The organism is Paenibacillus typhae (genome assembly GCF_900099765.1).
Taxonomy (GTDB): domain Bacteria; phylum Bacillota; class Bacilli; order Paenibacillales; family Paenibacillaceae; genus Paenibacillus_AQ; species Paenibacillus_AQ typhae.
Genome location: NZ_FNDX01000018.1, coordinates 34,328 through 58,878 on the forward strand (window position 1 = coordinate 34,328; position 24,551 = coordinate 58,878).

The 24,551-nt window shown below is 52.9% G+C and carries 24 protein-coding genes; 3 read left to right on the forward strand and 21 right to left on the reverse strand.

Translation table 11 applies throughout. The annotated features are described in order from the left end of the window. Positions 1 to 336: 336 nt before the first annotated feature. The 4 genes from BLR64_RS15830 to hxlA all read right to left on the reverse strand — a co-directional run bounded on the left by BLR64_RS15830 (position 337) and on the right by hxlA (position 3,624). Entirely contained in the window at positions 337 to 1,476 is a 1,140-nt protein-coding gene (locus tag BLR64_RS15830) for an NADH-dependent flavin oxidoreductase (RefSeq protein ID WP_090715586.1), read from the reverse strand. Between the two features lie 67 nt (positions 1,477 to 1,543). Then, on the reverse strand, positions 1,544 to 1,918 hold the full coding sequence (locus BLR64_RS15835; protein ID WP_039877816.1) for a winged helix-turn-helix transcriptional regulator: 375 nt from the start codon (positions 1,916 to 1,918) through the stop codon (positions 1,544 to 1,546). A 512-nt stretch (positions 1,919 to 2,430) separates the two neighbouring features. Next, on the reverse strand, positions 2,431 to 2,985 hold the full coding sequence (gene hxlB / locus BLR64_RS15840) for a 6-phospho-3-hexuloisomerase (RefSeq protein WP_090715588.1): 555 nt from the start codon (positions 2,983 to 2,985) through the stop codon (positions 2,431 to 2,433). A 6-nt stretch (positions 2,986 to 2,991) separates the two neighbouring features. Then, the gene (gene hxlA / locus BLR64_RS15845) at positions 2,992 to 3,624 is read right to left on the reverse strand and encodes a 3-hexulose-6-phosphate synthase (protein ID WP_068721432.1); all 633 of its coding nucleotides are present in this window, start codon (positions 3,622 to 3,624) and stop codon (positions 2,992 to 2,994) included. Between the two features lie 274 nt (positions 3,625 to 3,898). On the opposite strand from hxlA, the gene BLR64_RS15850 reads away from it, so the two are divergent. Both BLR64_RS15850 and BLR64_RS15855 read left to right on the forward strand, forming a co-directional pair. Continuing rightward, complete coding sequence (locus tag BLR64_RS15850; protein WP_090715590.1) at positions 3,899 to 5,284, forward strand: MATE family efflux transporter; 1,386 nt, start codon at positions 3,899 to 3,901, stop codon at positions 5,282 to 5,284. Between the two features lie 112 nt (positions 5,285 to 5,396). Further along, positions 5,397 to 5,996 carry a class I SAM-dependent methyltransferase gene (locus BLR64_RS15855; protein WP_167360697.1) on the forward strand — a complete coding sequence of 200 codons (600 nt, stop codon included), beginning with the start codon at positions 5,397 to 5,399 and terminating at the stop codon, positions 5,994 to 5,996. Between the two features lie 18 nt (positions 5,997 to 6,014). Here BLR64_RS15855 and BLR64_RS15860 read toward each other — a convergent pair whose 3' ends face one another. From BLR64_RS15860 to BLR64_RS15885, 6 genes are all read right to left on the reverse strand, one after another. Next, the gene (locus BLR64_RS15860; RefSeq protein ID WP_090715593.1) at positions 6,015 to 6,263 is read right to left on the reverse strand and encodes a hypothetical protein; all 249 of its coding nucleotides are present in this window, start codon (positions 6,261 to 6,263) and stop codon (positions 6,015 to 6,017) included. A 150-nt stretch (positions 6,264 to 6,413) separates the two neighbouring features. Further along, a complete protein-coding gene (locus BLR64_RS15865) occupies positions 6,414 to 6,644 on the reverse strand; it encodes a cold-shock protein (protein WP_090715594.1) in 231 nt (76 codons plus the stop codon). A gap of 127 nt (positions 6,645 to 6,771) precedes the next feature. After that, positions 6,772 to 6,972 (reverse strand): cold-shock protein, encoded by a 201-nt coding sequence (locus BLR64_RS15870; protein ID WP_036722718.1) that lies wholly within the window; start codon positions 6,970 to 6,972, stop codon positions 6,772 to 6,774. Between the two features lie 299 nt (positions 6,973 to 7,271). Then, positions 7,272 to 7,550 (reverse strand): hypothetical protein, encoded by a 279-nt coding sequence (locus BLR64_RS15875; RefSeq protein WP_090715596.1) that lies wholly within the window; start codon positions 7,548 to 7,550, stop codon positions 7,272 to 7,274. Between the two features lie 90 nt (positions 7,551 to 7,640). After that, positions 7,641 to 8,747, reverse strand: coding sequence for an MBL fold metallo-hydrolase (locus BLR64_RS15880; RefSeq protein ID WP_090715598.1), 1,107 nt, complete (start codon positions 8,745 to 8,747; stop codon positions 7,641 to 7,643). Between the two features lie 84 nt (positions 8,748 to 8,831). Next, positions 8,832 to 9,545 carry an HAD family hydrolase gene (locus BLR64_RS15885; protein WP_090715599.1) on the reverse strand — a complete coding sequence of 238 codons (714 nt, stop codon included), beginning with the start codon at positions 9,543 to 9,545 and terminating at the stop codon, positions 8,832 to 8,834. Positions 9,546 to 9,731: 186 nt separating this feature from the next. On the opposite strand from BLR64_RS15885, the gene BLR64_RS15890 reads away from it, so the two are divergent. Next, complete coding sequence (locus BLR64_RS15890) at positions 9,732 to 10,772, forward strand: copper amine oxidase N-terminal domain-containing protein (protein WP_090715601.1); 1,041 nt, start codon at positions 9,732 to 9,734, stop codon at positions 10,770 to 10,772. A 93-nt stretch (positions 10,773 to 10,865) separates the two neighbouring features. Here BLR64_RS15890 and BLR64_RS15895 read toward each other — a convergent pair whose 3' ends face one another. The 11 genes from BLR64_RS15895 to BLR64_RS15945 all read right to left on the reverse strand — a co-directional run bounded on the left by BLR64_RS15895 (position 10,866) and on the right by BLR64_RS15945 (position 24,522). Next, a complete protein-coding gene (locus BLR64_RS15895; protein WP_090715603.1) occupies positions 10,866 to 12,440 on the reverse strand; it encodes a sensor domain-containing diguanylate cyclase in 1,575 nt (524 codons plus the stop codon). Positions 12,441 to 12,795: 355 nt separating this feature from the next. After that, the gene (locus BLR64_RS15900; RefSeq protein WP_090715604.1) at positions 12,796 to 13,584 is read right to left on the reverse strand and encodes an SDR family oxidoreductase; all 789 of its coding nucleotides are present in this window, start codon (positions 13,582 to 13,584) and stop codon (positions 12,796 to 12,798) included. A gap of 98 nt (positions 13,585 to 13,682) precedes the next feature. Next, positions 13,683 to 14,537: a diguanylate cyclase domain-containing protein gene (locus BLR64_RS15905; RefSeq protein WP_090715606.1), complete on the reverse strand. Its 855-nt coding sequence runs from the start codon at positions 14,535 to 14,537 to the stop codon at positions 13,683 to 13,685. Next, a complete protein-coding gene (locus BLR64_RS15910; RefSeq protein ID WP_090715607.1) occupies positions 14,527 to 16,626 on the reverse strand; it encodes a cellulose biosynthesis cyclic di-GMP-binding regulatory protein BcsB in 2,100 nt (699 codons plus the stop codon). Before BLR64_RS15910 ends, BLR64_RS15905 begins: the two co-directional genes overlap by 11 nt. A 39-nt stretch (positions 16,627 to 16,665) precedes the next feature. Next, positions 16,666 to 17,916: a glycosyltransferase family 2 protein gene (locus tag BLR64_RS15915; RefSeq protein WP_090715608.1), complete on the reverse strand. Its 1,251-nt coding sequence runs from the start codon at positions 17,914 to 17,916 to the stop codon at positions 16,666 to 16,668. Between the two features lie 19 nt (positions 17,917 to 17,935). After that, positions 17,936 to 19,495 carry a hypothetical protein gene (locus BLR64_RS15920; protein ID WP_090715610.1) on the reverse strand — a complete coding sequence of 520 codons (1,560 nt, stop codon included), beginning with the start codon at positions 19,493 to 19,495 and terminating at the stop codon, positions 17,936 to 17,938. Next, positions 19,492 to 21,027, reverse strand: coding sequence for a glycan biosynthesis hexose transferase WsfD (gene wsfD, locus BLR64_RS15925; RefSeq protein WP_244157725.1), 1,536 nt, complete (start codon positions 21,025 to 21,027; stop codon positions 19,492 to 19,494). Before wsfD ends, BLR64_RS15920 begins: the two co-directional genes overlap by 4 nt. Positions 21,028 to 21,045: 18 nt before the next feature. Beyond that, positions 21,046 to 22,197 (reverse strand): glycosyl hydrolase family 8, encoded by a 1,152-nt coding sequence (locus tag BLR64_RS15930; RefSeq protein WP_090715611.1) that lies wholly within the window; start codon positions 22,195 to 22,197, stop codon positions 21,046 to 21,048. Positions 22,198 to 22,409: 212 nt separating this feature from the next. Further along, positions 22,410 to 23,423: a potassium channel family protein gene (locus BLR64_RS15935; protein ID WP_090715613.1), complete on the reverse strand. Its 1,014-nt coding sequence runs from the start codon at positions 23,421 to 23,423 to the stop codon at positions 22,410 to 22,412. An 80-nt stretch (positions 23,424 to 23,503) separates the two neighbouring features. After that, the gene (locus tag BLR64_RS15940; RefSeq protein WP_090715615.1) at positions 23,504 to 23,896 is read right to left on the reverse strand and encodes a DUF350 domain-containing protein; all 393 of its coding nucleotides are present in this window, start codon (positions 23,894 to 23,896) and stop codon (positions 23,504 to 23,506) included. Beyond that, positions 23,893 to 24,522 (reverse strand): hypothetical protein, encoded by a 630-nt coding sequence (locus BLR64_RS15945; protein WP_090715688.1) that lies wholly within the window; start codon positions 24,520 to 24,522, stop codon positions 23,893 to 23,895. The genes BLR64_RS15940 and BLR64_RS15945 overlap by 4 nt, the downstream gene beginning before the upstream one ends. Positions 24,523 to 24,551: the final 29 nt, after the last annotated feature.

Genomic DNA, 24,551 nt, shown 5'->3' on the forward strand with positions numbered 1-24,551 from the left:
TTGCAGGATTTTCAGATGTGCAGCTCCTGTTAGCGATATAAAACAGCCCCGGGCAAAAGCGAATGCTTTCAGCCGGGGGCTGTTTTATGCCTTTTTATATTTCCTGAGGGATTCCATCTCTTTACGCCAGGTGCCCGGCCGGCACCAAGTCTGGCGGGAACCTGGAACCAGGGGACTGGACTGCGCCACTTGTTCAGATCTGGAGCGGTCCTCAGAGATACTAGCAGGTTGCTACCAGCTCCATTAATGGGATTTTTCCCTTTATTCCGGCACCAGCTGGCCCGCCACCAGCACCTTAGCGCCCAGGCCGGCCGGTGCGCGGAATGCCTCTCCGGCTTACTGCCCCTTAAGCGGCAGCCAGCCCGGCGTGTTAACAAGCGCGCCCCACAGCGGGTCAGGGATGACCAGCTCAGCCTGGGCTGTGGTATCCAGCTCAGTCGCGATGTCGCCGGGGCGGCCTTCGGCAAGCTTCTGCACATAGTCCGGATCAATCAGCAGCGGACGGCCGAGCGCCACCAGGCTGATGCCGGTGTCCAGGCTCTTCAGCGCATCCTCCGGCTTGTACAGCGAGCCGACACCGATGACCGGCACAGTACCGCCCACACGGTCGACGATCTGCTCGATTCTCGGCCGCTCATCTTCCGTGCCGCGGCGCGGCAGCGACCACAGCTCCATGAGTGAGACATGCAGATAGTCGAGCCCTTCTTCCTTGAGCGCATCAATCAGCGCGAACGTCTCGGCCATAGTAATTCCAGGTGTTTCCGGTTCTTCCGGAGAGAAGCGGTAGCCGACAATGAACGACGATGAGGCATACTCGTTCACAACGCGCTTCACTTCACGCAGGACAGCAAGCGGGAAGCTCAGGCGCTTCTCCAGACTACCGCCCCAGCGGTCTTCGCGGCGGTTGGAATGCGGCGAGAAGAACTGCTGCAGCAGGTAGCCGTTCGCGCCATGAATCTCAACACCGTCGAAGCCGGCCTCGATGGCCCGGCGGGTTGCCGCGCCGAAATCGGCGATAATCACTTGAATCTCTTCATCGGTCAGCGTACGCGGTACAGGTCCATGCCCGCCGCTTGGCAGCTCTGACGGAACATCGCTGGCACTGACGGTCTGGCCGTCCGGCAGCAGCTCCGGCGGACACTGGCGTCCCCCGTGGAAAATCTGCAGCACAGCCTTGGCACCCTCACCCTTGATCGCAGAAGCCAGCTGACGCAGGCTCGGGATCAGCTCGTCGCGGTCAGCGCCGAATTCCCCGTGGAAGCCCTTGCCGCCCCGGCTTACATAGACGCATGCTGTAACAACCATACCGGCGCCTTTGGAGCGGCGGATATAATATTCAAGCTCAGGCCCTGAGACCGTACCATCCTCATTGGAAGAAAAGTTGGTCATAGGCGCCATAACCACACGGTTACGCAGGGTAATTCCATTAGTAAATTCGTACGGGTCCAGTAGCGGACGATAATCAGTTTGCGGCATCTCGAACAATCCCTCCATTATTTTTATCTATATTACTTACATCTTGCCCGTGCATTTAATAACAGCGTTATTCTCCAGCCTGGCTGTTATTCTTCCAGACAACATTGTTCCCGTAATCCTTACCCCAGTCGTACATCATCCGAAGCACCGGCAGCAGACTCTGCCCGTAATCCGTCAATGAGTATTCTACTCTCGGCGGGACCTCGGCATACACTTTTCTCAGCACAAGCTGATCCTCCTCCAGCTCGCGGAGCTGGTTGGTCAGCATTTTCTGCGTAATATGGGGAATGAGCTTCTTCAGCTCGCTGAAGCGCTTGGTGCCCTCTAGGCCCAGATGCCACAGGATGATCAGCTTCCATTTACCGCCGATAACGGCAAGCGTAAGCTCCTTCTCGCAGTTAATTTCCTGCAGATTGATACGGTCTTTAATTTCAGTTGCCAAGGTATGCGGCCCCCTTTCATCCTTACTTATCATACTACAAAACACCCGGCCCCCGCACATCAACGCCATCCGTCCTGGTACCGCCACCGTTATCCAAACCGCCGCCCCAATGCGCCGGATATGCCAATACAGCACAAAAACCTGTCTTTCCGCCTTACTCAGCGTTGTAATCGAATGAGCGATCCGTTCAAAGCCGCTGCCGCTCTTGAATTTGCCGGCCATGCCTTAAGCGCCGATGTCTTTATCCGCTTCGGTAATCTTCTAGACATCCTTAACCATTTCCGCCAGTGTAGTCGGAGCCCCGTAATTCCGGCTTTCTCGAGCCGTTCTACGTTGGCGCGTTGCCTGTATCTATACAAAGAATGTATATGCGTACAGTCGGTCTGCCTATGTAAGCTGTGCTCTCTGTATCAGCCCATATGAAGCAATAGCCAAAACTCTGGCCATCCGCCCTGCACGCAGGCCAACAAATCAAACAACGCCTGCCCGGATACACCGGACAGGCGCTTGTTCTATTCAAGGTTCGCATGCTTGCCGAACATCTGGGTCGTGGTCTGGCCGGTCCATTCCATCAGCCGCAGAATGACGGCATCGTAGAACACCAGCAGCGTCTGCTCAAAGAGCGAAGCCATCGGCTGGATGGTGGCCCGCTCCCCGCTGGCCTCCTTCGTTGCACCCGGCAGCTGCACGGTGTAATCGGCCAGCCTGCCAAGCGTGGACTCCGGCGCGATAGTGACCAGCGCGACTGCTGCGCCGGTCGCCTTGGCCTTCTCGGCCATGGCGATCAGACCCTTCGTCTCGCCGGAGCCGGAGCCGAGCACCAGCACATCGCCGGCTTCGATTCCCGGAGTCACGGTCTCGCCGACGACGTAAGCCGCCCGGCCGGCATGCATCAGCCGCATGGCGAAGGCCCGGCCCATCAGCCCCGAGCGGCCGGCCCCGGCCACAAAAATCTGGCCCGACCGCTGCAGCAGCTCAGCGAACAGCTCCGCCCCTCCGGCATCCAGCTGCACCGCCGAGCGCTGCAGCTCTCCTACAATCTCCTGTGCGTAGCCCGCGGTATCCATAGAGAATTAAGCCTGGCTAACGAGGCGCTTCATTTCAGCCGCCGCCGCCTTCTGGTCGCTTTCCCCGGTGATTCCGCCGCCAACGATAACCAGATCAGGTCCGGCTGCGATTACTTCCGGCAGGGTGCTCAGCTTGATGCCGCCGGCAATAGCTGTTTTGGCCTGCTTCACCACACCTTTGATTGCCTGCAGGTCTGCAAAGGAGTTTTTACCTTCAGCCTGGTGGTCATAACCGGAGTGGACGCAGACATAGTCAACGCCAAGCGCATCTACTTCAGCAGCACGGCCGGCAATATCCTTAACGTTGATCAGGTCAACCAGGATCTCACGTCCGCTCTTCTTGGCTTCTTCCACTGCGCCTTTAATCGTGGAGTCATCGGATACGCCAAGCACGGTCACGATGTCTGCGCCAGCTTCCGCCGCCTTCATCACTTCATAACCGCCAGCGTCCATAATTTTCAGGTCAGCAAGCACAGTCAGCGCCGGAAAAGCGTCCTTGATCGCTTTTACCGCATGCAGGCCCTCGTTAATAACAATCGGAGTTCCGATTTCAACGACATCAATAAATTCAGCAACCTCCGAGACGATTTCCTTGGCTCCGGCGATATCAACAAGATCAAGCGCTAATTGCAATTTCATATATAGTGGCTCCTTTTTTGATATATATTTGTAAGTTCTGTACTTAGTGTAAGTTCATGCAGTCAAAAAAGGAAGTAGGCACTTTCCCGTGATGTAGTTACCCGGAGGATACTATTGGACCGTTACCGGCTTCAGCTAATAGCACTAATGAAAGAAATCCTACCAATCCTTTCATTATTTTCACGAAAAATACTGCAATTTCATAAAAGCTGTGCTAACATACATTAGATTTGAAAATAAACGACTCCCAGTAATGATCCGAAGAGGTGCATAGATGAAAACGAAAGACCAACAGTTCAATCTCTTTAAGCTGACCTGGCCGATTTTTCTGGAGCTATTCCTGTTCATGCTTATGGGTAGTGTGGATACCTTTATGATCAGCTCCGTATCCGATGATGCGGTATCCGGGGTCGGGGCGGCCAATCAGATTATTGCCATGGCGATCCTGATCCTCAGTGTGATCGGCAATGGTGCAGCTATCGTCGTCTCACAGTACCTGGGCTCCAAGAAGCCGCTGGAGGCGGCAAATGTCACCGGCAATGCTATTACGCTAAACCTGCTCGTGGGTATTGTTCTCAGTACAGTGCTGCTTCTATTCGGCGGTAATCTGCTGACTGCACTGAATGTGCAGGGTGATATTCTTGTTCATGCTAAAGTCTACATGAATATTGTCGGCGGCGGGATATTCCTGCAGGCCCTGCTGAATGCGCTGGCTACTACCATCCGTACCTACGGCTTCACCAAGCAGACGATGATGGTTTCGCTGCTGATGAACGTAATTCACGTAGCAGGTAACTATATACTCATCTACGGACATTTCGGACTGCCCGCACTTGGCGTGCAGGGAGCTGCTATCTCAACGGTAGCCAGCCGGCTGATCTGTCTCGTCCTGTTCTTCCTCCTGCTCTATCAGATCATGGAAGTAAAGGTCAAGTGGAGCTATTATATCTCCCTGTCCAAAAAATATGTGATGCAAATCCTCAAAATCGGCATCCCGGCCGCTTTTGAATCCATTACTTATCAGTCCTGCCAGCTCGTATTCACGCTCTACATCACTTATCTGGGCGCTGAAGCCATGGCTACCCGCCAGTACGCGCTGAATATCTCTAACTATATCTACCTTTTCAGTGTAGCTGTATCAATGGGGACTTCGATTATTGTCGGTCACCTTGTAGGTGCAAAGCAGACACAATCAGCCTACAGCCGGGTATTCACCAGTGTAAAATGGGCCCTGCTCGTCACCGTCGTAATCGATGTGATTGTCATCGCGTTCCGTGTTCCGCTGTTCGGGCTGTTCACCGATAATGAGACCATCGTGATGATGGGTGCGCAGGTTATTCTGCTCAGCTTCTTTCTGGAGACAGGCCGGACCTGCAATCTGGTCATCATCAACTCCCTGCGCGCTTCCGGCGACGCCAAGTTTCCCGTTTACATGGGCCTGATCTCCATGGTCTGCATGAGCCTGCCGCTCGGCTACGTGCTGGTGTTCCAGATGAACATGGGACTGGCCGGAGTGTGGATTGCCACTGCTTTTGACGAGTGGGTCAGAGCCGTTATTATGTACTTCCGCTGGAAGAGCAGAGCCTGGGAAAAGCATGGCCTGATCCAGCATGACGCTAATGCACAGACGGTGGCCCCTGCACCTGCTGCAGCTCACTGATCTGTAAACACAAGGCGGCCCGCCAAGGTATATGTACCTGACGGGCCGCCTTTTTGCGTATATAATAAATCCCATATTCATACATATATAACGGTAAGGACGGATGATAACCATGCATTCCCATAAAGAAACCGCGGCAGAGCAGTTCGATTCACTCGCAGCAGACTGGAGCAACTCCGGCCTGGATATTGCTCTGGCACAAAAGGTAGTCCGGATGCTTGGCCTGGAGTCCGGCAACAGTCTGCTGGATGTAGCCTCCGGCACAGGCGTTGTCCCGGCAGCCCTGAAGTCGCTTGGTATCCTTCCGGGCCGTTATCTGGCCGTTGATATCTCCTCAGCGATGCTTGCGGTACTCCGCCGTAACTATCCGGAAGCAGAGACAAAGGCTGCCGATTTCGAGGAGCCTTTTGATGAGGGACATGCTTTTGATTTCGTTTTGCTCTACAACAGCATCCCCCATTTTACAAGGCTGGATATGCTGTTTGCCAATGCAGCATCCTGCCTGAAATCCGGGGGGACCTTTATGATTGCCCATTCACGTACAAGGCAAGGCCTGCGGGAGCATCAAGCGCGGATTGGCTATCGCCCTGCCCATGACCCGATTCCTGCAGATTCCATACTTGCAGAGCTGGCCGTCCGGTACGGTTTTCAGCAGATTATTATACAGGATGAGGAGCTGTTCCGGTTCTCCTGCTCTCTCCCGGTCCTTTGACTGAAAACATATCAGAGCCTACACAAACGTCAGCGCCGTAATCCAGCCCTGGTCAATCGCCACATATAATACAGCTAAGAGAACAGCTCCAGCCATATAGGTGAGTACTTTCTTACGGGATAACTCCCGGTACAAATCCAGACAAACAACAATTACTCCTAGCACACAAGTAATGATAAAGAGCCACGGATTCTTATAGCTGAAATTTAAAACATTTATTACAATCATGATTCCGAGCAGTACTCTGAGCGTAATTTTAATGAACACCGGCTTCTCCCCTTCCTAGTATTTGAATTATTCTCTATTAATGTAATTTAAGTTCCGTATCCTAATCATGGTTGAACATCCACGTAATGTCAACGGTCCTAACAAAAAAAGAGCCTGCTCCACTGAAGGAACAGGCCTGACCTGTGCGGCCTATTTAATTGAAATGCCCTTTTTGATTGCTTTCATGTCATGATTTGTATTCACGAGCATAGGCAGGATCTTCATACTGCGGGACATCGGCGAATTGCACTGCCAGCAGGTCGGCACATATTGAAAAGCAAAGTTGTCACGCATCCAGCCGGTGCAGCCCTCTTTCGTGCATGACCAGATCGCTGTAGACTCCTGCGGCAAATCTTCCTGAGCTTTTTTGCGAAAATACATAAATAAACCCTCCTCAAGTTAAATCACATATTTGTTAAGTCTATACAGAAACTTAAGGCAGATGGCTTATAAAAAAAGCTGCCCTCAACAGATGTTAAGGACAGCTTCGTTTGCTTGTCGCGGCTTATTACAGTTTTACAACGTTTTCGGCTTGTGGTCCACGAGCGCCTTGAGTTACGTTGAACTCAACGCGTTGGCCTTCGTCCAAAGACTTGAAGCCTTCGCCAGTGATAGCGGAGAAGTGAACGAATACGTCGCTTCCGCCTTCAACCTCGATAAAACCGAAACCTTTGTCTGCGTTGAACCATTTAACTGTACCTGTTTGCATTTGTATTACCTCCAATAGATTATTTAACACATGTCCTTTTATTCTTACGTATTGTACGAACAAATAAAAATTCACACATTGGAAAAGGTTCATATGCACAAATGATAACCTTTTACAATATGTGAATTAAGGGTTAAATTTATGATTAACAACATCATATCACGTAACGTTACCAAAAGCAAATTAAACTTTATAATTAATTCCAAAGAGCTACATATGCCGTACAAAACGGCCCAGGAAAGCTGCTGTGACTCAGGAATTCATGGCCCTGCAGCAGCCCTCCGGCCCGGTAGTGCCTTCTAATCGATATACCCGGCAAGCCCCTTGTCCATCAGATAATCCATTTCGGCATCAAGGATGGTTTCAACGGTCAGCTCGTCCAGCTTCACATCGCGCTGGGCGGTCACATAATCGACCAGATCATCATTATCAATATCAACCTCGCCCTTGCTGTTGGCTTTGGCATTGTTGATAAAGGTCTGCTCATGCTTCAGCACCAGCTTGATCAGCTTGGGATCCACCTTGGTCTTGGCAGCCAGCACCTCCAGCAGCTCTTGTTCGTTTATCTTATCGCTCATATTATTCAGTCACTCCTTAGCGTTACATTATCTGAAAATAGCGCAGGCATGCGCCATGAATATCTATTGTAGCATACCGCTGCTCCTGCCTCATCTCCACCAGGGGATAGAAGGGTAGTGGGCAGCCCCTACCTGAACAGGCTCGCCGATTCTCGGCGTAGCCAGCCGCAGTCCCTGCTGCTGCGCCGCGCGCAGCACCCGCTCTACAGGATCCGTCCAGTCATGCATGGCTAGCGTGAAGGCGCCCCAATGAATCGGGATCATCAGCCTGCCCCGCAGATCGAGCTGCGCCTGGACCGTCTGCTCAGGCATCATATGGATGTCTGCCCAGCGCAGGTCATACTGCCCGCATTCCATCAGCGTCAGATCAAACGGGCCATACCGCTGCCCGATCTCCGCAAAATGCGGCCCGTAGCCGCTGTCTCCGCTGAAGAAAATCTTATCCTGCCCGCCCTGGATCACCCAGGAGCACCACAGTGTAGTATTGCGGTCCAGCAGGCTGCGACCGGAGAAGTGGCGGGCAGGGGCGCTGGTTAGCGTCAGCCCGGCAAAGGAAGTCTCCTCCCACCAGTCCAGCTCGCGGATACGCTCCGCGTTTATTCCCCACCGTCTAAGATGGGCACCGACACCAAGCGGGACAATGAACAATGCTGTTTTCTGCTGCAGCGCGCGGATTGTCCCGTAATCCAGATGATCATAATGATCATGGGACAGTACAACGGCATCCAGCTGCGGCAGATCGTTCAGCTCAACCGGCAGCTGACTGCTGTAGCGCTTGCCGCCGATGAACGGAAACGGAGAGGGTGCCCGTCCCAGCATCGGATCAAGGAAAATGGCGGCCCCTGCAATCTCCAGCAGTACAGCCGAATGGCCGAACCAGGTGGCCCGGGTATCCCTGCCCTGCCGGATAGAGCCGGCCACCAGCGGCACGGGCTGAAGCGGCTGCTTCGGCCTGGAATTGGGATTACCCTTCAGGAAATCCCTGAGAATCGAGAGGCCGCCCTCCGGCTTGTCCTCGGCTGCGGCCGTCTCAAAGGGGTAGACAAACTTTCCCTGCCGGTATTGAAGCGAGCGGCTTGTACGTACCTGCTCGGCCTTTGAGGCCCGGCCGCCAAAGGCCGGATAGAGGCTCATAACGATATATGCAGCGGCAATCAGCGCCAGGATTAACACTGCAATGATAATAATAACGGTCATCCTTTTGTCCTTCTCTCCTGCTGGATTAAGATCATGGACATATTATACGGCGCTGCACCCGGCCGGGCAAATGTACAGCCCGCCTTACCCGTTCCAGCCGGGAATCTGCCGCAGACTACCGTTCAGAATCTGAACCGTGCTGTTAACCGGAAGACCGCGCGGCGAGGAGGCCGTCTCTATATAGCAGGAAGCAATGCCCACTGCGTTCGCTCCGGCAATATCCGTGCGGGGATCGTTACCGATCATGATTGCCGAGCTCAGATCAGCACCGTAATTGTCGGTCAGATAACGGTAAAACAGCGGATCAGGCTTGCTGACCCCCGCCTCTGAGGAGATGGCAATCCCGTCGAACAGGTGCAGGATGTCCAGCATCGTCAGCTCTGCTTCGATAAAGGTCTTCTGGCCGTTGGAGAGCAGGAAGACCTTTTTGCCGCTGCTTCTAAGCCGCCCGAGAATTTCCGCCACACCCTCATAGAGAGAGATGTGAATCATGGATAAGGTCCGCATCCAGCGTACGGTTTCATGGAGCCAGGCCTGTCCGGGCTCACCTCCCAAATCCCGGGCGATCTCCCGGAAGACCTCCTCCATAACGAAATCAGGAAACTCACAGTGCCGGGCTGCAGCGGCAAGCTGCCGGTCCCGTTCTGCCAGAAACTGCTTCTTCAGCTCTGCTCCGTTAATATTCAGCCCGTGATAGCTGAAATGCAGCGACAGCCGCTCCCATACCTCACTATGCTCCTCATCTGTCTCAATATCGATCAGAGTACCGTACAAATCAAAGATATAAGTGTCGTACATACCTGTTCTCCCCTTTCCTTATCGGCTCTACATCATCCGGCCTGGTCTGCCGGCATTCCGGACATAAACATCCCTAGTGTACTACAAATAAACAGGTAAGCTGAATATATATGCAACAAAATCCAGGCCGCTGCCGTTTAGTACATGACTAACACCTGATAAATTAAACCAAAGGAGCTTACAACGATGAAAACTACCCTGAAAACAAGCGCAGCCCTTTTAACCCTATCCCTTGCCCTGTCTACCGGAGCTGCTTCAGCCGCTCCTGTGGTCACTTCCCTGAATACAGGCAAAACGCCGCAGGCTGCAGGCATAAGCACCATTGCCGCCGCCAACACATTTACTATTGAATTAAACGGCTCAGTGCTCACAGAACAAGGCTTCCAGCCTTCCGCAGCCAAAGAGCCGCTTGTGCCGCTGCGCGCGGTTGCAGAAGCCCTGGGCTTCAGCCTTACCTGGAACCAGTCCAGTAAAACGGCAGAAGTGACCAAAGGCAATATCTTCACAAGCGTTAAGAGCGGTGAGAACCGTTACACCGTAAATAAAATGTCCACTACGCTCGGAGCAGCACCGCAGACGCTTGAGAATAAGCTGTTTGTACCCGCTTCCTTTGTGAGCGAAGTGCTGCAGCAGACTGTATCCGTGGAGGGACAAAAGATCGTGATCGCCTCAGCCATGACGGAAAATGGTGTTATTACTGCTATTAATGCCGACGCAAAGTTCCCGTCCATTCAGATTAAAGGAACCGGCACCTCCGGCCTTGTACTTAACTTAAGTGAAGATACTGTCCTCCTGAAGGCAGATGGAACCAAGCTGACTGTAGCCGATCTGCAAATCGGCATGACTATTGAAGCCGAGCATGCATTGTTCTCTACAAGAAGCCTGCCGCCGCAGACGCCGGCTTATCAGATCACCGTTCTGGATTCCGCACAGCCGGAAGGTCTGCTGGGCACAGAAGGTACTGTAGAAAGTATAAACACCTCTCAGGACGGAGCGCTGCTGATCCGGATTAACGGTACCGGCCTGACGGAAACCTCACAAAGCGAAATCGTGCTCCGCCTGCCCGCTGACGCAGCTATCGTCAATGAGAGCGGCGAGCCTGCCATGGCTGACGCTATTGTCCAGGGCGCAAAGGTCATCGGCTTCTATGGCCCGATGCTGACCAGAAGCCTCCCGGCTATCGGGACAGCCTGGAAGATTGTCGTGATACCAGCACAGCAGCAGTAGAACAAGCAGCAGCAGGAACCGCTGGCCTAGTCATCCTGACAGGGTCAGCGGTTTATTAACGTTCCGGCACATGCCGGGAGCATATCCATTCAGCTACAGGCTGCGGGCCTCCCGTAAGGCAGGCTGCCGTCCCAGTGTAACTTTGTTTTTGCCGCCGGTCTTGGACAGGTAAAGCGCCTCGTCCGCCTCGCGGTATAACGCTTCAAACGTTGCGCCGCTGTCTTTCGTAAAGGCAATGCCGGCGCTGACCGTAAGACTGATCCGCTGGCCGCCGTCGAGCCTGACAAGATGACGGGACATCTCGCTGCAGAACTTCTCTGCCTCCGCGAGTGCAGCTTCTTCATGGTCTGCAAAGAAGCAGACGGCGAATTCCTCGCCTCCGATGCGTCCGGCAATGCCCCGGTTCTGGTACATCCGGAGTATTTTGTCCGAGAAATCAGTCAGAGCCTGGTCTCCGGCCATATGGCCATATGTATCATTAATCAGCTTGAAATCATCAATATCAAACAGCAGCAGGGCTATCCCCGCTTCATTTTGCAATGCATAATTCTCGATCAGCCGCATAAAATGCCTGCGGTTATACAGTCCCGTCAGATCGTCCACCGTAGCCTGATAAAGGAGCTCACGCTCATATCTTTTTTTCTCACTGAGATCACTGAATACAATAAGCATCCCCGCCGACATCCCTGGTCCCGGCTCAGTGGCAATCAGAGACAGGCCATAACAGGACCCGTCCGTACCGGGGACATCAAGTTCGAACTGGCCCTCCAGCCGCTGGTAATAATGTACCGCCACCTCACCGTAGCGTTCCAGCAGCAGAAAAATATTTTTGCCGAGCCACGATTTCTCGGTCCTCTCTGCCAGTGCTGACAGCATAAGCTCACCGGCCTCATTGATATCAATGATATTGTTGAAGCGGTCGGTCAGCACAATGCCATCCTTCATATTTTCGATAATCTGCTTTTTAGCATGGGGATAGAGCGAGAGCTCCGGGTCGCGGAACATGGAGAAGTAGCCCACAATCACCGGAGGCAGGTAGGTAAAGGCAATGAAGCCGGTCATTGTAATTCTGAGCAGCGGCAGCAGAAAGATAGACCCGATGGGAATAAGCAGACTGAGCAGCATGAGGACATTCCATTTAAAATGATATTTGGACGCACTCTGCAAGGAAACGGCCAGCAGAAAAACTGCGTATACGCCAAACAGCTGGTCATACGCAATGAGCGCCATATTAAGAACGGTCGGATGTACGACAATCCCGCTCACACCCGCCACGGTATTCATGCCTACCCCGTTACGCATCAGATGATGCCACGAATCAGTGAAAATCAGCAGCACATAAAGAGCTACCGGAATGCAAAAAAGAGCCAGCCGCCTGTTCAGCCCGTCCGATGAACGTGATATGTATTCTTTGACTACAGCATAAGTAAAGATGGTGCTCAGGAACAGCGGAGCCTGCTGAAGATTCCTCCACCACAGCTTGGCCCGGAAGGATTCCGAGAGAATTTCTCCGGCGGTAGCCGCAAAAATTACACTGACCAGCAGCAAGAGAATCCATAAGTAACGCCTTCCCGGTGTGTTGCGGTACCGGCAGGAGCTGACGCCCATGTAGAGACTTAGAACACTGCCCATAATTAAATAATAGGGATAACCCTGCATCCATGGCATGTCATATTTCTCCTAATTTAGTAATAGCTTTGCCTTATTATATCCTACTCCTGTTCACAATTGAACCTTCTGCCCAAAATAGACAAAGACCCTGCGGGCAGCCCGCAGGGTCATATTAAAGGTGAGAAGCGAATTTTTAGTTATGCCAGTTTCCAGTTGCTAGGGGACAAATCCTGAAAACAACCGACGAAATCTCGATTTTGTTTTCTGTTTCCCTTTCAGATAGTACATGGGTAATCAACTACCTTTCGGAATACACATTACATGCCGTTCCATCCGTTAATTGATGCCTTCCACTTCCCACCTGCTTATCATTACCCGTAAAAGCAGACTTTCAAACATAAACCAGCTGCAATTACAGCGATCTTACCGCACCTCCGTCAATCAGCAGCGCCTGACCGGTGATATACGTATTGGCAAAAGAACCGAGGAAAACCGCCGCTTTTCCGAACTCCTCCGGCGTCCCCGCCCGGCCAAGCGGGATATTCTTCAGCGAGGCCTGCTGAATCTCTTCAAGCGCCCGGCCCTGGGCCTCGGCCCGCTTGCTGTCCAGCTGGGCCAGCCGGTCTGTGCTGATCCGACCGGGGGCGAGCGTATTGATCAGAATGCCGTCAGGCGCGAGCTCGGCGGCAAGACTTTTATTCAGCGCCTGAACGCCGGCGCGGAACACATTGGATAGAATCAGCCCGTCGATCGGCTGTTTGATGGATGCGGAGCTGATCGTGACAATTCTTCCGCCTCCGGCTGCGCGCAAGAAGGGCAGCGCCTCGCGGATCAGCCGCACCGTGCTCATCAGCGTCAGCTCGAAGCCGCCGGCCCAGTCGCTTTCGGCCATATCGGAGAAGCCCCCGCCCGGAGGCCCGCCGGCATTAGTGACCAGCACATCAATGCCTCCGGCCCATCCGGCCGCAGCAGCAATGGCCTCGCGTACGGCCTCCGGGTCTGTAACATCCATTTCTACCACCGCCACCTCCGCGCCGCTCTCCGCCTCAATCCGCTGCGCAGCTGCTTCAAGCTGCAGCTGGCTGCGGCTGGCTATCGTCACTTTAGCCCCTTCACGCGCGAACTCCAGCGCAGTAGCCAGTCCCAGCCCTTTGCTCGCAGCCGCTACAAATACCGATTTGCCTGCCAGACCTAGATCCATCTCTTTTCCGCCTCCTGGTTCAAGTTCCGCCGGCTGTCTGCAGCGGGATAAACCAATTGTAAAAGAGAGCGTAAAGGATATCCAGTCCGGCTTCCCCTTTACACATCGTATTCCAGCTGCTTCTTGGCCTGGACAATGAAGTCCAGCGGATTCTCGATCGCCGCCGCATCATACTGTACAGCTCCGATCTTGAGTCCAAGATTAACCTTGTATTTGCCGGAGAATTCATTTTCGTTCAATTGCTGAAGCTTGAGCTTAATCCGTTCAATTACAATCCTCGCACCATCGTGGTCCGTAAAGAGCAGCAGCCCCCAGGTCGCATCGTCCTTATCCAGCAGATAGAGCGCATCATTCGTGCGGATACTCGACTGGCTTAGCTGGGAGACGTCATAGATCGCCTCGGACAGCTGCTCCTCCGGGATGAGCCTGCGGATCTCGCTCCAGTATTTCACCTTAACGACCAGAAGCGTCAGCGGAATCCCGTAGCGGGTGGAAATCCCCGTAAACAGGCTGGCGTCCTTCTGAAAAGCGACGCTGTTGCGCAGATCGGTATTCTCATCCACCGTAGCCAGATTGGCGGTTGTCTTCTTCAGCCGCTCATTCTCTGCCTGCAGCTCCCTGGAGCTTGAGGTGAAGATCCACAGCATCACTGTGATAAGCGGAACCATAACCAGCCAGAAGTAAGTGCTGACTCCGATCGTCTCTCCCCTTGATACCGTCTGATATACAGTAAAGAGGCCGTAGATGAAGATAAAAGCAAGGTTCAGCGTCAGCCCCGCGGTTACCGTGGTGAAGTACGTTACCAGCGCCAGCAGGAACGCGATATTCAGAATGATGATATTCTGCATATACCCGCTGCCGGAACCGGCGATAAACACAACACAGATGAACATCAGCACCAGAAAGCCGAGGAAGCCAAGGTCTGATGCCAGGCTGCTGCGGTTACGTCTCACGTCTATCACCACGTTTCTTCATATGTTTGCGGAGCAGCAGAAGAAGAGCTGCAAGTACGAGGGCAACTACAAGGACTACAGCAACGACGAAGCTAAGCACATCGCTGCGCTGCACAATCTGCTCCAGCGCCGAATCCTGCTGTGCCCCTGTATCGGTCTTGAACCGGTAGGCACTGACAGTACCATCCTTGTCGGCAACCACAGCATCGCCGAATACCTTCCACTTGTCCTTTTCGCTGGCAATCAGCCGGGAAGCAAGATAATAACCCTCGGCATTTACCGCAGTAACCGCCATATAGCCGCGGCCGTTCCCGTAAGGGGATTCCACCAGCTGCAGTGTTCCTATCGCTGAGCCGTACTGCTCTTCAATGCTCATTTTTTCATTGGAAACAAAGGTTGTCCCGTCCTTGCTGTACCGGAAAAACAGCTTATCGTTGTTATCCCGGATAATCCGGTTGTTCTGATAGGAGCCGACGGCCAGGATGTTGTTATTCTTCAAATTATCGGCACTGACCTCGTCAGTATAATAGTGGATGTCACCGGTGTTGCCTTCCGAATACTGACCCAGCAGATTGAAGACATTGGCCAGACTCTGATAGGCATAGTCATCCATTTCCTGAGGCAGCACCACCGCTACATGATTATAAATGCCGTCCCGCAGAAACGGATACGGATAGTTATTGAACAGCAGGTCTGTCCGGTCCTTGGTATTCAGATGCAGCAGCGATTCCTTATCGATGTACGCCCACGGCATCTGTTCGGTATTCGGTGTACATACGGCGTTTTCCATCTCCAGATCAAAGGCCACCGTAACCGAGAAATTGCCGGAGATATTGAGATTCTTAGGCACTGCCAGAGTGAGCGTATCGCCGTTGGCCAGCTCCTTCGCCAGCTTCTTGCTGCCGATCGGTGTACCGTTGATGCTCACGGTAACCAGCGAGCGTGAGAAGTCGAGATTGCCGGCATAGCGGAAATCAAGGCTGATCCTTCCGGCATCAGCGATCGACCGGTTGGACGGCAGGGCGACGAAATAGGTCTGCTCCCGGTGGTTCGGGCCGGACAGCTTGTCACCGGATTCAGTGAGGGTTACATCCGAGCTGATGCTGCCCGCCGGCTCGTCCACCTGCGTTGAGTCGTCGATCACCTTCAGGTCACCTGCAAGCTGGCTCATCAGCTCGGTGCTGGCTGCCATTCTCCCGGCCTTGATCAGCAGGCTCTCATCCTGCGAGGTCACGACCAGCGTCGGCCGGCTGTCCTTATTTATCAGCTGGATCAGCGCATGCGTGCCCAGATCCTCCTCTGTACTAAGCTGCTGCTTCAGTTCAGCGGGTACACGGCCGTACATGGCCACCAGCACTACAGCATTCTTGTCCTTCACAGTATCCTCCCGGTAAGGGAGCATACCGATCGTTTTGTCTGTCAGCGCATTCTCTTTGGCGAAGCCCGACAAAGCATAAGTAGCCGCCTCCAGCTCAGCACCGGAAGCCCCCGCCGGTACGGTGATCAGACTCTTGCCGCTCTTCACGTTATCAATGCCGGAGAACCGCTCGCTGAAATCGCCGATGCCGCCGGTAAGCGCCTTGGTGCTATAGGTTACAGCTATACTTGAGGTATTGAAGAAATGAAGCCAGTTGTCCGGCGAATGATCCACGTAACACACCTGATTATTGTCTGCCGCCGTTTTCAGATCGCCCTGAAGGGTCAGCGTGTTGCTGTCTTTTTTCAAAAAACCCCTAGGCGCAGTAATGCTGATAATCTGCTCCCCGTTGTCTCCAGGCGACGGCCGGAAGGAGTGGAACGGGATACCGTTCAGTGACAGCGTTATACTCGACATCTGCTCCCTTGTGATTTGCGAAACCTGAAAATGCAGGTTGATCTTTACGTCTTCCACATTCCAGTAATCCATCACTGTAAAAAACTGCTGTGACGATGCTCCGCCGGAAAGCGCAGTATCCGTGCCGGTGAAGGAGGTTTCATAGGTCAGTCTGCCGGCACCCGGAAGCACTGCGGCTGCAGAAGCCGGGGGCAGCAGAGACAGGAAAAGAGCGAGGCAGAGCGTAAGCAGCATGATCTGTTTTTTTATTGTCATCCGTATCTCCTGTGTCCCTTATTTATCTTCCATCAGCGCCTAGTAGCGCTCGGTTTTATACCATTTGGCTTCCCGCTTGAAAATAACGTCCTTGAGGTAGTTATACATCCCGTATGCGGCAACGGCCATCCACAGCTGGCAGTAAGAAACATACATCAGCAGAATAATGCCCAGATTGGATAAGCTCATCTCCCCCTTTTCTGTCGTCAGCGTGACAAAAATTCCGACCACGAACAACACAATGGCCAGCAGCCACAGAAAGCTGCTCAGGCCGGCAATTGTGGTATGCACGTATCCCATCGCATGCAGCACCAGCAGCAGGTCAGAGGTGATCAGTGAGATCAGCAGCAGAAAATAAATCGACACATAATACAGAATATCAAAGCGGATTTTGGAGGCGGAGCGGTCGAAAAGCAGCGGCAGATTTTTGACAATGACATAGACATTGCCTTTGGCCCAGCGGGTCCGCTGCTTGAACCAGACCTTTACCGTCTGCGGCTCCTGCTCCCAGGTGACCGACTTCGGCTGGAATTTGATCCGGTAGCCCATCATGTAAATGCGGAAGCTGATTTCGGTATCCTCGGCAATCGCTTTGACATCCCAGCCGCCGATCGCCTCTACAATGGACCTGCGCATAATAAAGTTGGTTCCCGGAATGGTGCACAGCTTGAACAGCTTCCACCGTCCGGCCTGGGCCATCCACTGAAAAGACAGCGTCTCTATATTAATAAACCGGGTGAGCAGACTGGCATCACGGTTGCGTGTCCGGAACTTGCCGATGACAGCGCCGAGACGCTGATCGGATACGATCTCGGCGACCAGATATTTCAGCGCCGTCCGCTCAGGCGTATTGTCGGCATCGTAAATGGCGATCAGCTCCCCTTTGCTGCGGGTAAAGCCGATGTTCAGCGCATTGGACTTTCCTTTTCCTCCGGTGACGGAATCGGTATTGATGATGAGCAGATTGCGTTCCGGATATCTATCTTGTATATTTCCCAGCAGCACTGCACTGTTATCCGAGGAATTGTCATTAATGACAATGATCTCATAGCGGTCATGCGGATAATCCAGCGCAAGCAGCGATTCTACAGTCTTACTGATTACTACACCCTCATTGTGGGCAGGAACCATGACCGTCACAAACGGATATTCACCCTTGATTTCCGGAACCTTTTCCCGCTCCGTTTGAATGTAATACAAGTATCCCGCAATAATCAGGGCAACATTGACCAGCAGCAGCGACCAGATACAGATCACCGCAATTACCATCAGCACGTCCGAGATCGTCATGTCAGCCTCCTGACCAAGCTTATTTCAAATATTTTCGGCGGTACAGCCTGTAGCCGACCGTCAGCAATCCCCCGAAGAACAGGAGGGCGATAATAATGACAACGATAAAAAACTGGTTTTGCACATTGAACAGCCCTTTAAAGCTCTGGTATTGCTCCTCTTTATATTGAAAATCACTGCTTACTGCTTTGGGAACATAATCCACATTGAGCGCTTCACCGTTCACTCTGAGCACTCCGTCTGCGGAGGTAACGGTATAGCTGTCTGTAACCGTCTTATGCACAGCCTGTTTATAGTCGGCAAAGGAGATCCAGTAAGCATCCACCGTCTCCAGCAATACCTCCATTCCAGCCTCATCCTCCGGAAGATTCAAGGTCACGGCTGTACTCACCGGCAGCTGGGGCATGGCTTTGCCTTCATGCGTAAGGTCCGCCATAAATTCGGGCGTCATGCTGTAGAGCGAGGATGTGAAGGCGGCGGAAACATTGGTTTTCTCCATATGGATCACGTTTTCGTCCGGGAACAGCACGACCGAGTCAAAAAACCTCATGCCGGCCGAGGAATACTCCTTATCATAGGTCCAATAAAGGTCAGCCCCCATGCCCAGCGGCGCAATGCCGTTCTCTGCCAGCAGATTAATAAAGCTGTTCATTTTATCGCCAAGCGTGTGATCACTGCTGTTAATGGAGGGCATCACAACGGGAGCATTGACCAAAATGCTCCCGTTTTTGGACTGCACTACCTTGAGCGCATCCAGATAACGCTGCATGGCCGGAAAGTCCGTATTGCTGAATACCGGGCGCACGCTGGCAATGAACGGAATCCCGGCATCATACAGCCTGCCGGCCAGCTTCTCCAGCAGGGAGAGATCCGAGAACGGATAGATCTCTTTAATAACCAGATAAGGCCCGGCGGCAGCAGCTGCTCCCAGCCAGTCCTTCAGCACATAAGCGATCGCGAGCCTCCCGGCATAGCCTGCGTCCAGATAAGGCGCATAGGTATAGCTGCCTGAGTTCATGGCGTATGGAACCTTGCCATACGTTCCCGGAAGCGTCAGACTGCCGTAAGTCTTCTCCGCTCTGCCAGCTGCAATATACGGAACCTGCTGCAGCTGGATACCCGGCAACCGGAAATCACCGGCCGATAGTCCGCCGCTTCCCTCCTCGATCAGGCCGGCAGACAGCTGCAGGGTCTGCTGCAGCCGGGCGGGAGGATTATACCCGATATGCAGGTATTGCCCCCGGTAACGGTCAACATCAGCTTCAAAGGATGCGCTGGCAGTCAGCACAGGGTCGTTAATAACGGTAATGACCCTGGCGTATGCCTCCATCATCCCCTGCTCATAATGATCGAGCGAAACCACGGTCACCTGAACAGAATAGGCGGCAAGCAGTCGCTCCAGCTCCCGCACATTCCCTTCGCGCGGGGTTCCTGCTGCCAGGCTGTCATACAGCAGCAGCACGCCGGGCTGCGGAGCGGCGGTCTGCGGCGCAGCCGCTTTTGCCGGCGCTGACGGCTGCAGCAACACGGCTAACATCAGCAGCAGCGGCAGAAGCAGTCCCGGGCTGCGGCGGCTCATATGCTGACGCCCTTCTGCACCTTTGGCATGTTGGCAGACATCCCTGCCGCCGGCTCACTACTGCCGGAAACTCTGCGCCCGATTACACCGGACAGGCCCAGCACCGATACGAGATCAAAGGACAGGGTGAACAGGAATTCATGCTTCGAGATATCCGCGTCGCCTGCCCCGATAATGGACACCATGATGCCGGACAAGCCTACTGCCATGCTGGCTACAATCAGTGCCATGCGCTGCATCCCCCGTGAATCCCGCGCCTTGAGCGCTTTGATGAAGGATGGCATATAGAGCCCGGTCACCAGCGCCATCCAGAGCAGGATGAAGCCGAAGGTTTTAGGGGCTAGAATCCCCTTCAGCAGACTGTACAGGGCAAAAAAGTGGCTTTGGGCCCGGAATTCCTTGCCCGCTGACTGCTCGTAGTTACCCATGGCTGCCGGTTTGATTGAAAACGCGCTTTGGGCAGCCACATCCAGAATCGAGCTGAACTGGTCCGGGTTCGCAAGATAATATTTCAGGATGGAGACAAATCCGTATTTGCTGTAGAAGTCCTGCTCCAGAATAGGCGAATTGACATCAACTGTTCCGTACTGCTCATAGTAAATATTGTTTTTCAGGATTGCGTACTGTTCATTAATCCCGAAGGACTTCAACGAGGTCTCCGGATTGGCAGAATCCTTCAGCACTCCCCGGGTCATGGCATGATACTGGTTGATGTTGACGAACTCCTTGGAAATGTTCAGGTAAGTGCCGATTCCGGCTGCAAACAGCAGAACCAGTGAAATCACCGTCATTACTCGGAAGATCCGGTCCTTTCTTACCCAAAAGAGCATAATTCCGAGTCCAGCCAGAATAATGCCCACCGGGGCATTCTGCTGTTTCGAGGTTGTGAGGAGCAGCCCGCTGATGACAAACAGGGCCAGCAGAAAATAATCATTGTACCGCTTCCTGTACAGGAGCAGCCATGCGGCAAACACGTACAGCATCATGATCAGTACAATGCTCTCACTGTAAAAAGAATTGAAATAGGCAGTATAACCCGTATCACCAAACACAAAAATGGCCAGAAGAGCGCACAGCATCCCCTGTTTGCGGGTCATGCGGCATGTAATGGCTTCTACCAGGAGATAAACGGCAGCAGCATAGAGCAAAGTATAAATGGCCGCCTGAAAGCGGATATCGAACACCGTGCTGCTGAACAGCAGCTTGTTCAGGCCGATGGCCAGACTGATGAACAGGGACTGGGATGAGGCGAGCGTTGCCCCGTTTTCGTTATAGTACTGATAGATGCCGAACTGCTTCACGAAATAGCCAAAGTACTGGCTGTCATAATCCGGCTGGCTGAAATAAAGTCCGTTGCTGTATATATTCCGGAAAAAATCGCCGTTATCGGCCATCCCGATATAGGGTGCAGTGAACAGTCCGATCACCGTGATCAGCAGCACCCCGAAGGCGGCAACGAAGGCCGGAGAAGAGCGGAAGCCGGCAAGCATAACGCTCTGCCGCAAGGTTGTTTTAACAGTGTTGTAGATCAAGCGGATTCACCTTCGTTATCATTCGTTTTTGGCGGAGTAGGAATAAGCCAGCAGCGCCATCAGATTGTCAAAAGAGTATGCCTGTCCGGTATTCGTGTCCCCAAACCCGCCATACAGCGGACTTTCCGGGTCTGTAACTCTGAATTCATTCATCCTCCGGATGCTGTCGGCATAAAGTGCATCATCGCCGGCTGCTGCACCAATCATCGCTGCCAGCGCATAGATCGCCGTGGAGCGTATATCATTCGCCGGCTTGCCGTCACGCGTATACTGCCCGTACAGCGTACCCGCCGCGACCTGCTCCCTGATAAAGCGGAGGCTTTCCGGATTCTGCCGGCCGACCTCGGTCAGATTCAGAATGCTGAGCAGCGATTCTACTGTATTAATACCGTCTGAGCTGTAAGCTCCCGATGTATAATCAAATCTCGTCTCATAGAAAGGAAAGGAATCGGACAGATACCCGCCCTCAATGATTTCACTCATATTGTGCAACAAAATACCTTTCGATTCGCTACTAATCGACAAATTTCGCAAAATACTTAGATTAATATAACACAAAGTTATAAACCCGTTGTTGTCGTGGTAATAATTGTCATATATATCAAACATATAGCCATCTTTAACATTATTGTTATAAAATTTCTTGGAATACTCTGCGGCTTCCTCTTTATATTCCTGATTATCAAATACCTCTCCGGCCTCATATAAGGCCCCGATCATCCGCAGATCATCCACAGCGGCATTAACCGTATACTGCTTATCCCGTTCGGGGCTGTAACGGTAGCTGAACCCGCCTTGCATGGCGAAGACCCGTTTGGCGAGCGCCCACTCCCCGGCAAACCGCCCGGCATCCCTGTTGCGGACGGCACTCAGCATCATCAGCGAGGCGGATTCACTAAGTATCTCATGGCCGGTTGCCACCTCTGCGGACTGGTCTGTTTCCAGCAGATTCGTATACACCCCATAGGGACCGGTAAGCTGCTTGTCGATAAAGCTATACAGCTTCTGTATGTCCGCAGCTTTCCCTTCAGTCGGCTGGACCGGAGCCTGTGACGGGGAAGAAGAAGCCGCTGTACTTGCTGAAGGTGCAGGCTGTGCCTTGTTGCTGCAGCCAGCCAGTAAGACCATAAACATCAGACAGACCAGAAATGTGCTGCGTCCTCTATCCAAACCATCACTCCTCTACATAAAGGGAATTTTTTGTCGATAATTATATTACGGTAATATAAGTCACAAAGTTGAATTCTTTTTCCATCATTTTGTGCCAAAATAATAAAATGATTCCTTTTTCCTAGTTTTAAACGGGGATCTAAGCTTTTCCGGACACAAAAAAACTGCCTGCAGGTTATGCCTACCCGGGCAGCTCTATTAAATGAGAACATTTATCCTTTAATTCTGCGATACGTTTCTTCATCTGACACGACATACAGTCTGGCATCCGGCGGAATCGGCTGGTCCAGCTTGCGGTTGATTCCGAGATCGCCGCGGTCTGACAGCAGGGTGGCCCCCTGAAGCAGCAGCGCCTGGAAGGCCTCCCCATACGTCCGCCAGCCTGCATTTACCGGCACCTCATAGATGTCGTCCCCATGCTCGCGGCTGAGCAGCTGGCTGATTACCTCCGAATTCCCTTCCTGCAGCGCCGATCTTACGGCAAGCCTGGAAACGGCATCATGCGACAGCACAAATTCATTCACCTGGACATGCCGGAAATTCTGAATATGCTTCTCCTGCATAATCTCCACTGTCGTATGTACCTGCGGAGCAATCCGCTCAACACTGGAAATGATTAGCAGCGATTTGCCGTCAACCAGCGAGGGTTCGTCAATACGGATGTCACTGAATACAATCGCCGCTCTCGCTCTGCCGATGTTGGCCTTCAGCAGAATCTCATCGCTTGAGGCATCCCCGCTGATGAAATGTACCTGCTCCATCTGCTCCAGCGGATGCTTGCCCGATTCGTCAATAATGACAATCTGGCATTTCGGCGCATAGCACAGAATTTCATCCACGGCTGCCTGCGTTTTCCGGCTCCAGTTAATAAGCACCACATGGTCTGTCCCGTGAAAGCTCAAGGTTCCAGCCCCTCTCCTTCTCTGTATCTCTCCCATTGCCTCGACAACCTTACCGATCACCAGACTCAGAAGGCCGATACCGAAGATGTACAGAAATATCGTAAATACCTTGCCTGAAGGCGTGGCGGCAAAATAATCACCATAGCCTACAGTGGACATTGTCGTCATAACCCAGTAGAACGCATTAAACCAGCTGTTAAAGGTGTCAGGCTCCAGGGCATACGCAATCGTGGCGCTTAACACAACAAAGCACAGGATCATGACAGCAATGGTCTTCTTTTTCAATGCGACCAGCTTGCCGGATAATTTGAGGAGAAAATGCACCTGCCCGCCCCCTCTTCCCTAGTTAATGTGGCTGCCGCCGGTTTATGGACGGCGTACAGCCGCAGATAAATGCAAAGCGATCAGATAATCAGGCTGCTGACCGCAAAAGACGTTCCGATAAATACCAGGCAGAGCATGGTTCCCACAGCCGTGTTCCCCTTCTGCAGCTGCTCTGAAATTCTGAAGCCCGGAGTGAACAGCTCAAAGATCCAGTACGCCGCAATCAGGCAGACATACCCTACAGCGAACCACAGCATCATATGCCAGATCGACGTATTCGTATATGCCGCTACACCAAGAATGATCGCCGTAGCCAGGAACTTGCCGCCGAGCGCCAGCGCAACTGCGACATTGCCTTTCTTGATTTCCTCCATGTCCTTAAATGGCGTCATCAGCGTAAAGACGACCATGCCAAGCACCTGCAGCAGAATAATCGTTAAGACACTGACTACCAGATTAATTACTATCGTCAATTCGCCCACCCCCGAAATTTCGCATAAGCCGAATCATAGTCGGCAAAATCATGCACTTCCTCCAGCACCACTGAAGCTGTCTTGGCCTTCTCCAGTGCCTTGTAGCGCTCGTCATCTATCGGCTGCTTGATCCGGTTGCCGGAGGGCAGCTCGAGCACCGCAAAGTTTCTTGTCTTCTCCTGGTATTTCGTTTTGTATACCCCGACAAGGTCCACATCCGTTGTAATCGATACCTTCAGATTCTTCAGATCCTCTGCCGCGGTGTTCTGGTCAGGATACGATTTAAGCGTCATCCATTCAGACAGCCGGACCTCGTTCTTCTGATCGGCAGTGGTCGTCATCTCGGCATCCATGAACTGCAGTGTCCAGATCTTGTCGCCCGTAGCATAGTTCCCGTCGTTGGGCAGCAGCTCATTATCCGGCAAAACGGTCATGTCACTGCCGATCAGATCGCCCACCGTGCTCTCAACCACCCGGTAATCCCAGGGTACACGCGAGACACTGTCCGTGGTCTCCGCTGAAGTGCCGGTGTGAAAAACACTGTCCTCATTGCTGGAGCAGGCGCTGAGCAGCAGCACGGCAATCATCAGCATGCCAAGCATCGCAGCCAGCCGGGCTCTTGCCATTCCTGCAGTCCGCCCCATATTCCCTCTAT

What these genes read in the sequence shown, in the direction of transcription:
- BLR64_RS15830 (WP_090715586.1), bottom strand. Translation starts at nt 1,476, where the DNA reads ATGCCGCAAACTGATTATCGTCCGCTACTGGACCCGTACGAATTTACT.
- hxlB (WP_090715588.1), bottom strand. Translation starts at nt 2,985, where the DNA reads ATGGATACCGCGGGCTACGCACAGGAGATTGTAGGAGAGCTGCAGCGC.
- hxlA (WP_068721432.1), bottom strand. Translation starts at nt 3,624, where the DNA reads ATGAAATTGCAATTAGCGCTTGATCTTGTTGATATCGCCGGAGCCAAG.
- BLR64_RS15850 (WP_090715590.1), top strand. Translation starts at nt 3,899, where the DNA reads ATGAAAACGAAAGACCAACAGTTCAATCTCTTTAAGCTGACCTGGCCG.
- BLR64_RS15855 (WP_167360697.1), top strand. Translation starts at nt 5,397, where the DNA reads ATGCATTCCCATAAAGAAACCGCGGCAGAGCAGTTCGATTCACTCGCA.
- BLR64_RS15865 (WP_090715594.1), bottom strand. Translation starts at nt 6,644, where the DNA reads ATGTATTTTCGCAAAAAAGCTCAGGAAGATTTGCCGCAGGAGTCTACA.
- BLR64_RS15870 (WP_036722718.1), bottom strand. Translation starts at nt 6,972, where the DNA reads ATGCAAACAGGTACAGTTAAATGGTTCAACGCAGACAAAGGTTTCGGT.
- BLR64_RS15875 (WP_090715596.1), bottom strand. Translation starts at nt 7,550, where the DNA reads ATGAGCGATAAGATAAACGAACAAGAGCTGCTGGAGGTGCTGGCTGCC.
- BLR64_RS15880 (WP_090715598.1), bottom strand. Translation starts at nt 8,747, where the DNA reads ATGACCGTTATTATTATCATTGCAGTGTTAATCCTGGCGCTGATTGCC.
- BLR64_RS15885 (WP_090715599.1), bottom strand. Translation starts at nt 9,545, where the DNA reads ATGTACGACACTTATATCTTTGATTTGTACGGTACTCTGATCGATATT.
- BLR64_RS15890 (WP_090715601.1), top strand. Translation starts at nt 9,732, where the DNA reads ATGAAAACTACCCTGAAAACAAGCGCAGCCCTTTTAACCCTATCCCTT.
- BLR64_RS15895 (WP_090715603.1), bottom strand. Translation starts at nt 12,440, where the DNA reads ATGCCATGGATGCAGGGTTATCCCTATTATTTAATTATGGGCAGTGTT.
- BLR64_RS15900 (WP_090715604.1), bottom strand. Translation starts at nt 13,584, where the DNA reads ATGGATCTAGGTCTGGCAGGCAAATCGGTATTTGTAGCGGCTGCGAGC.
- BLR64_RS15910 (WP_090715607.1), bottom strand. Translation starts at nt 16,626, where the DNA reads ATGACAATAAAAAAACAGATCATGCTGCTTACGCTCTGCCTCGCTCTT.
- BLR64_RS15915 (WP_090715608.1), bottom strand. Translation starts at nt 17,916, where the DNA reads ATGACGATCTCGGACGTGCTGATGGTAATTGCGGTGATCTGTATCTGG.
- BLR64_RS15920 (WP_090715610.1), bottom strand. Translation starts at nt 19,495, where the DNA reads ATGAGCCGCCGCAGCCCGGGACTGCTTCTGCCGCTGCTGCTGATGTTA.
- BLR64_RS15945 (WP_090715688.1), bottom strand. Translation starts at nt 24,522, where the DNA reads ATGGCAAGAGCCCGGCTGGCTGCGATGCTTGGCATGCTGATGATTGCC.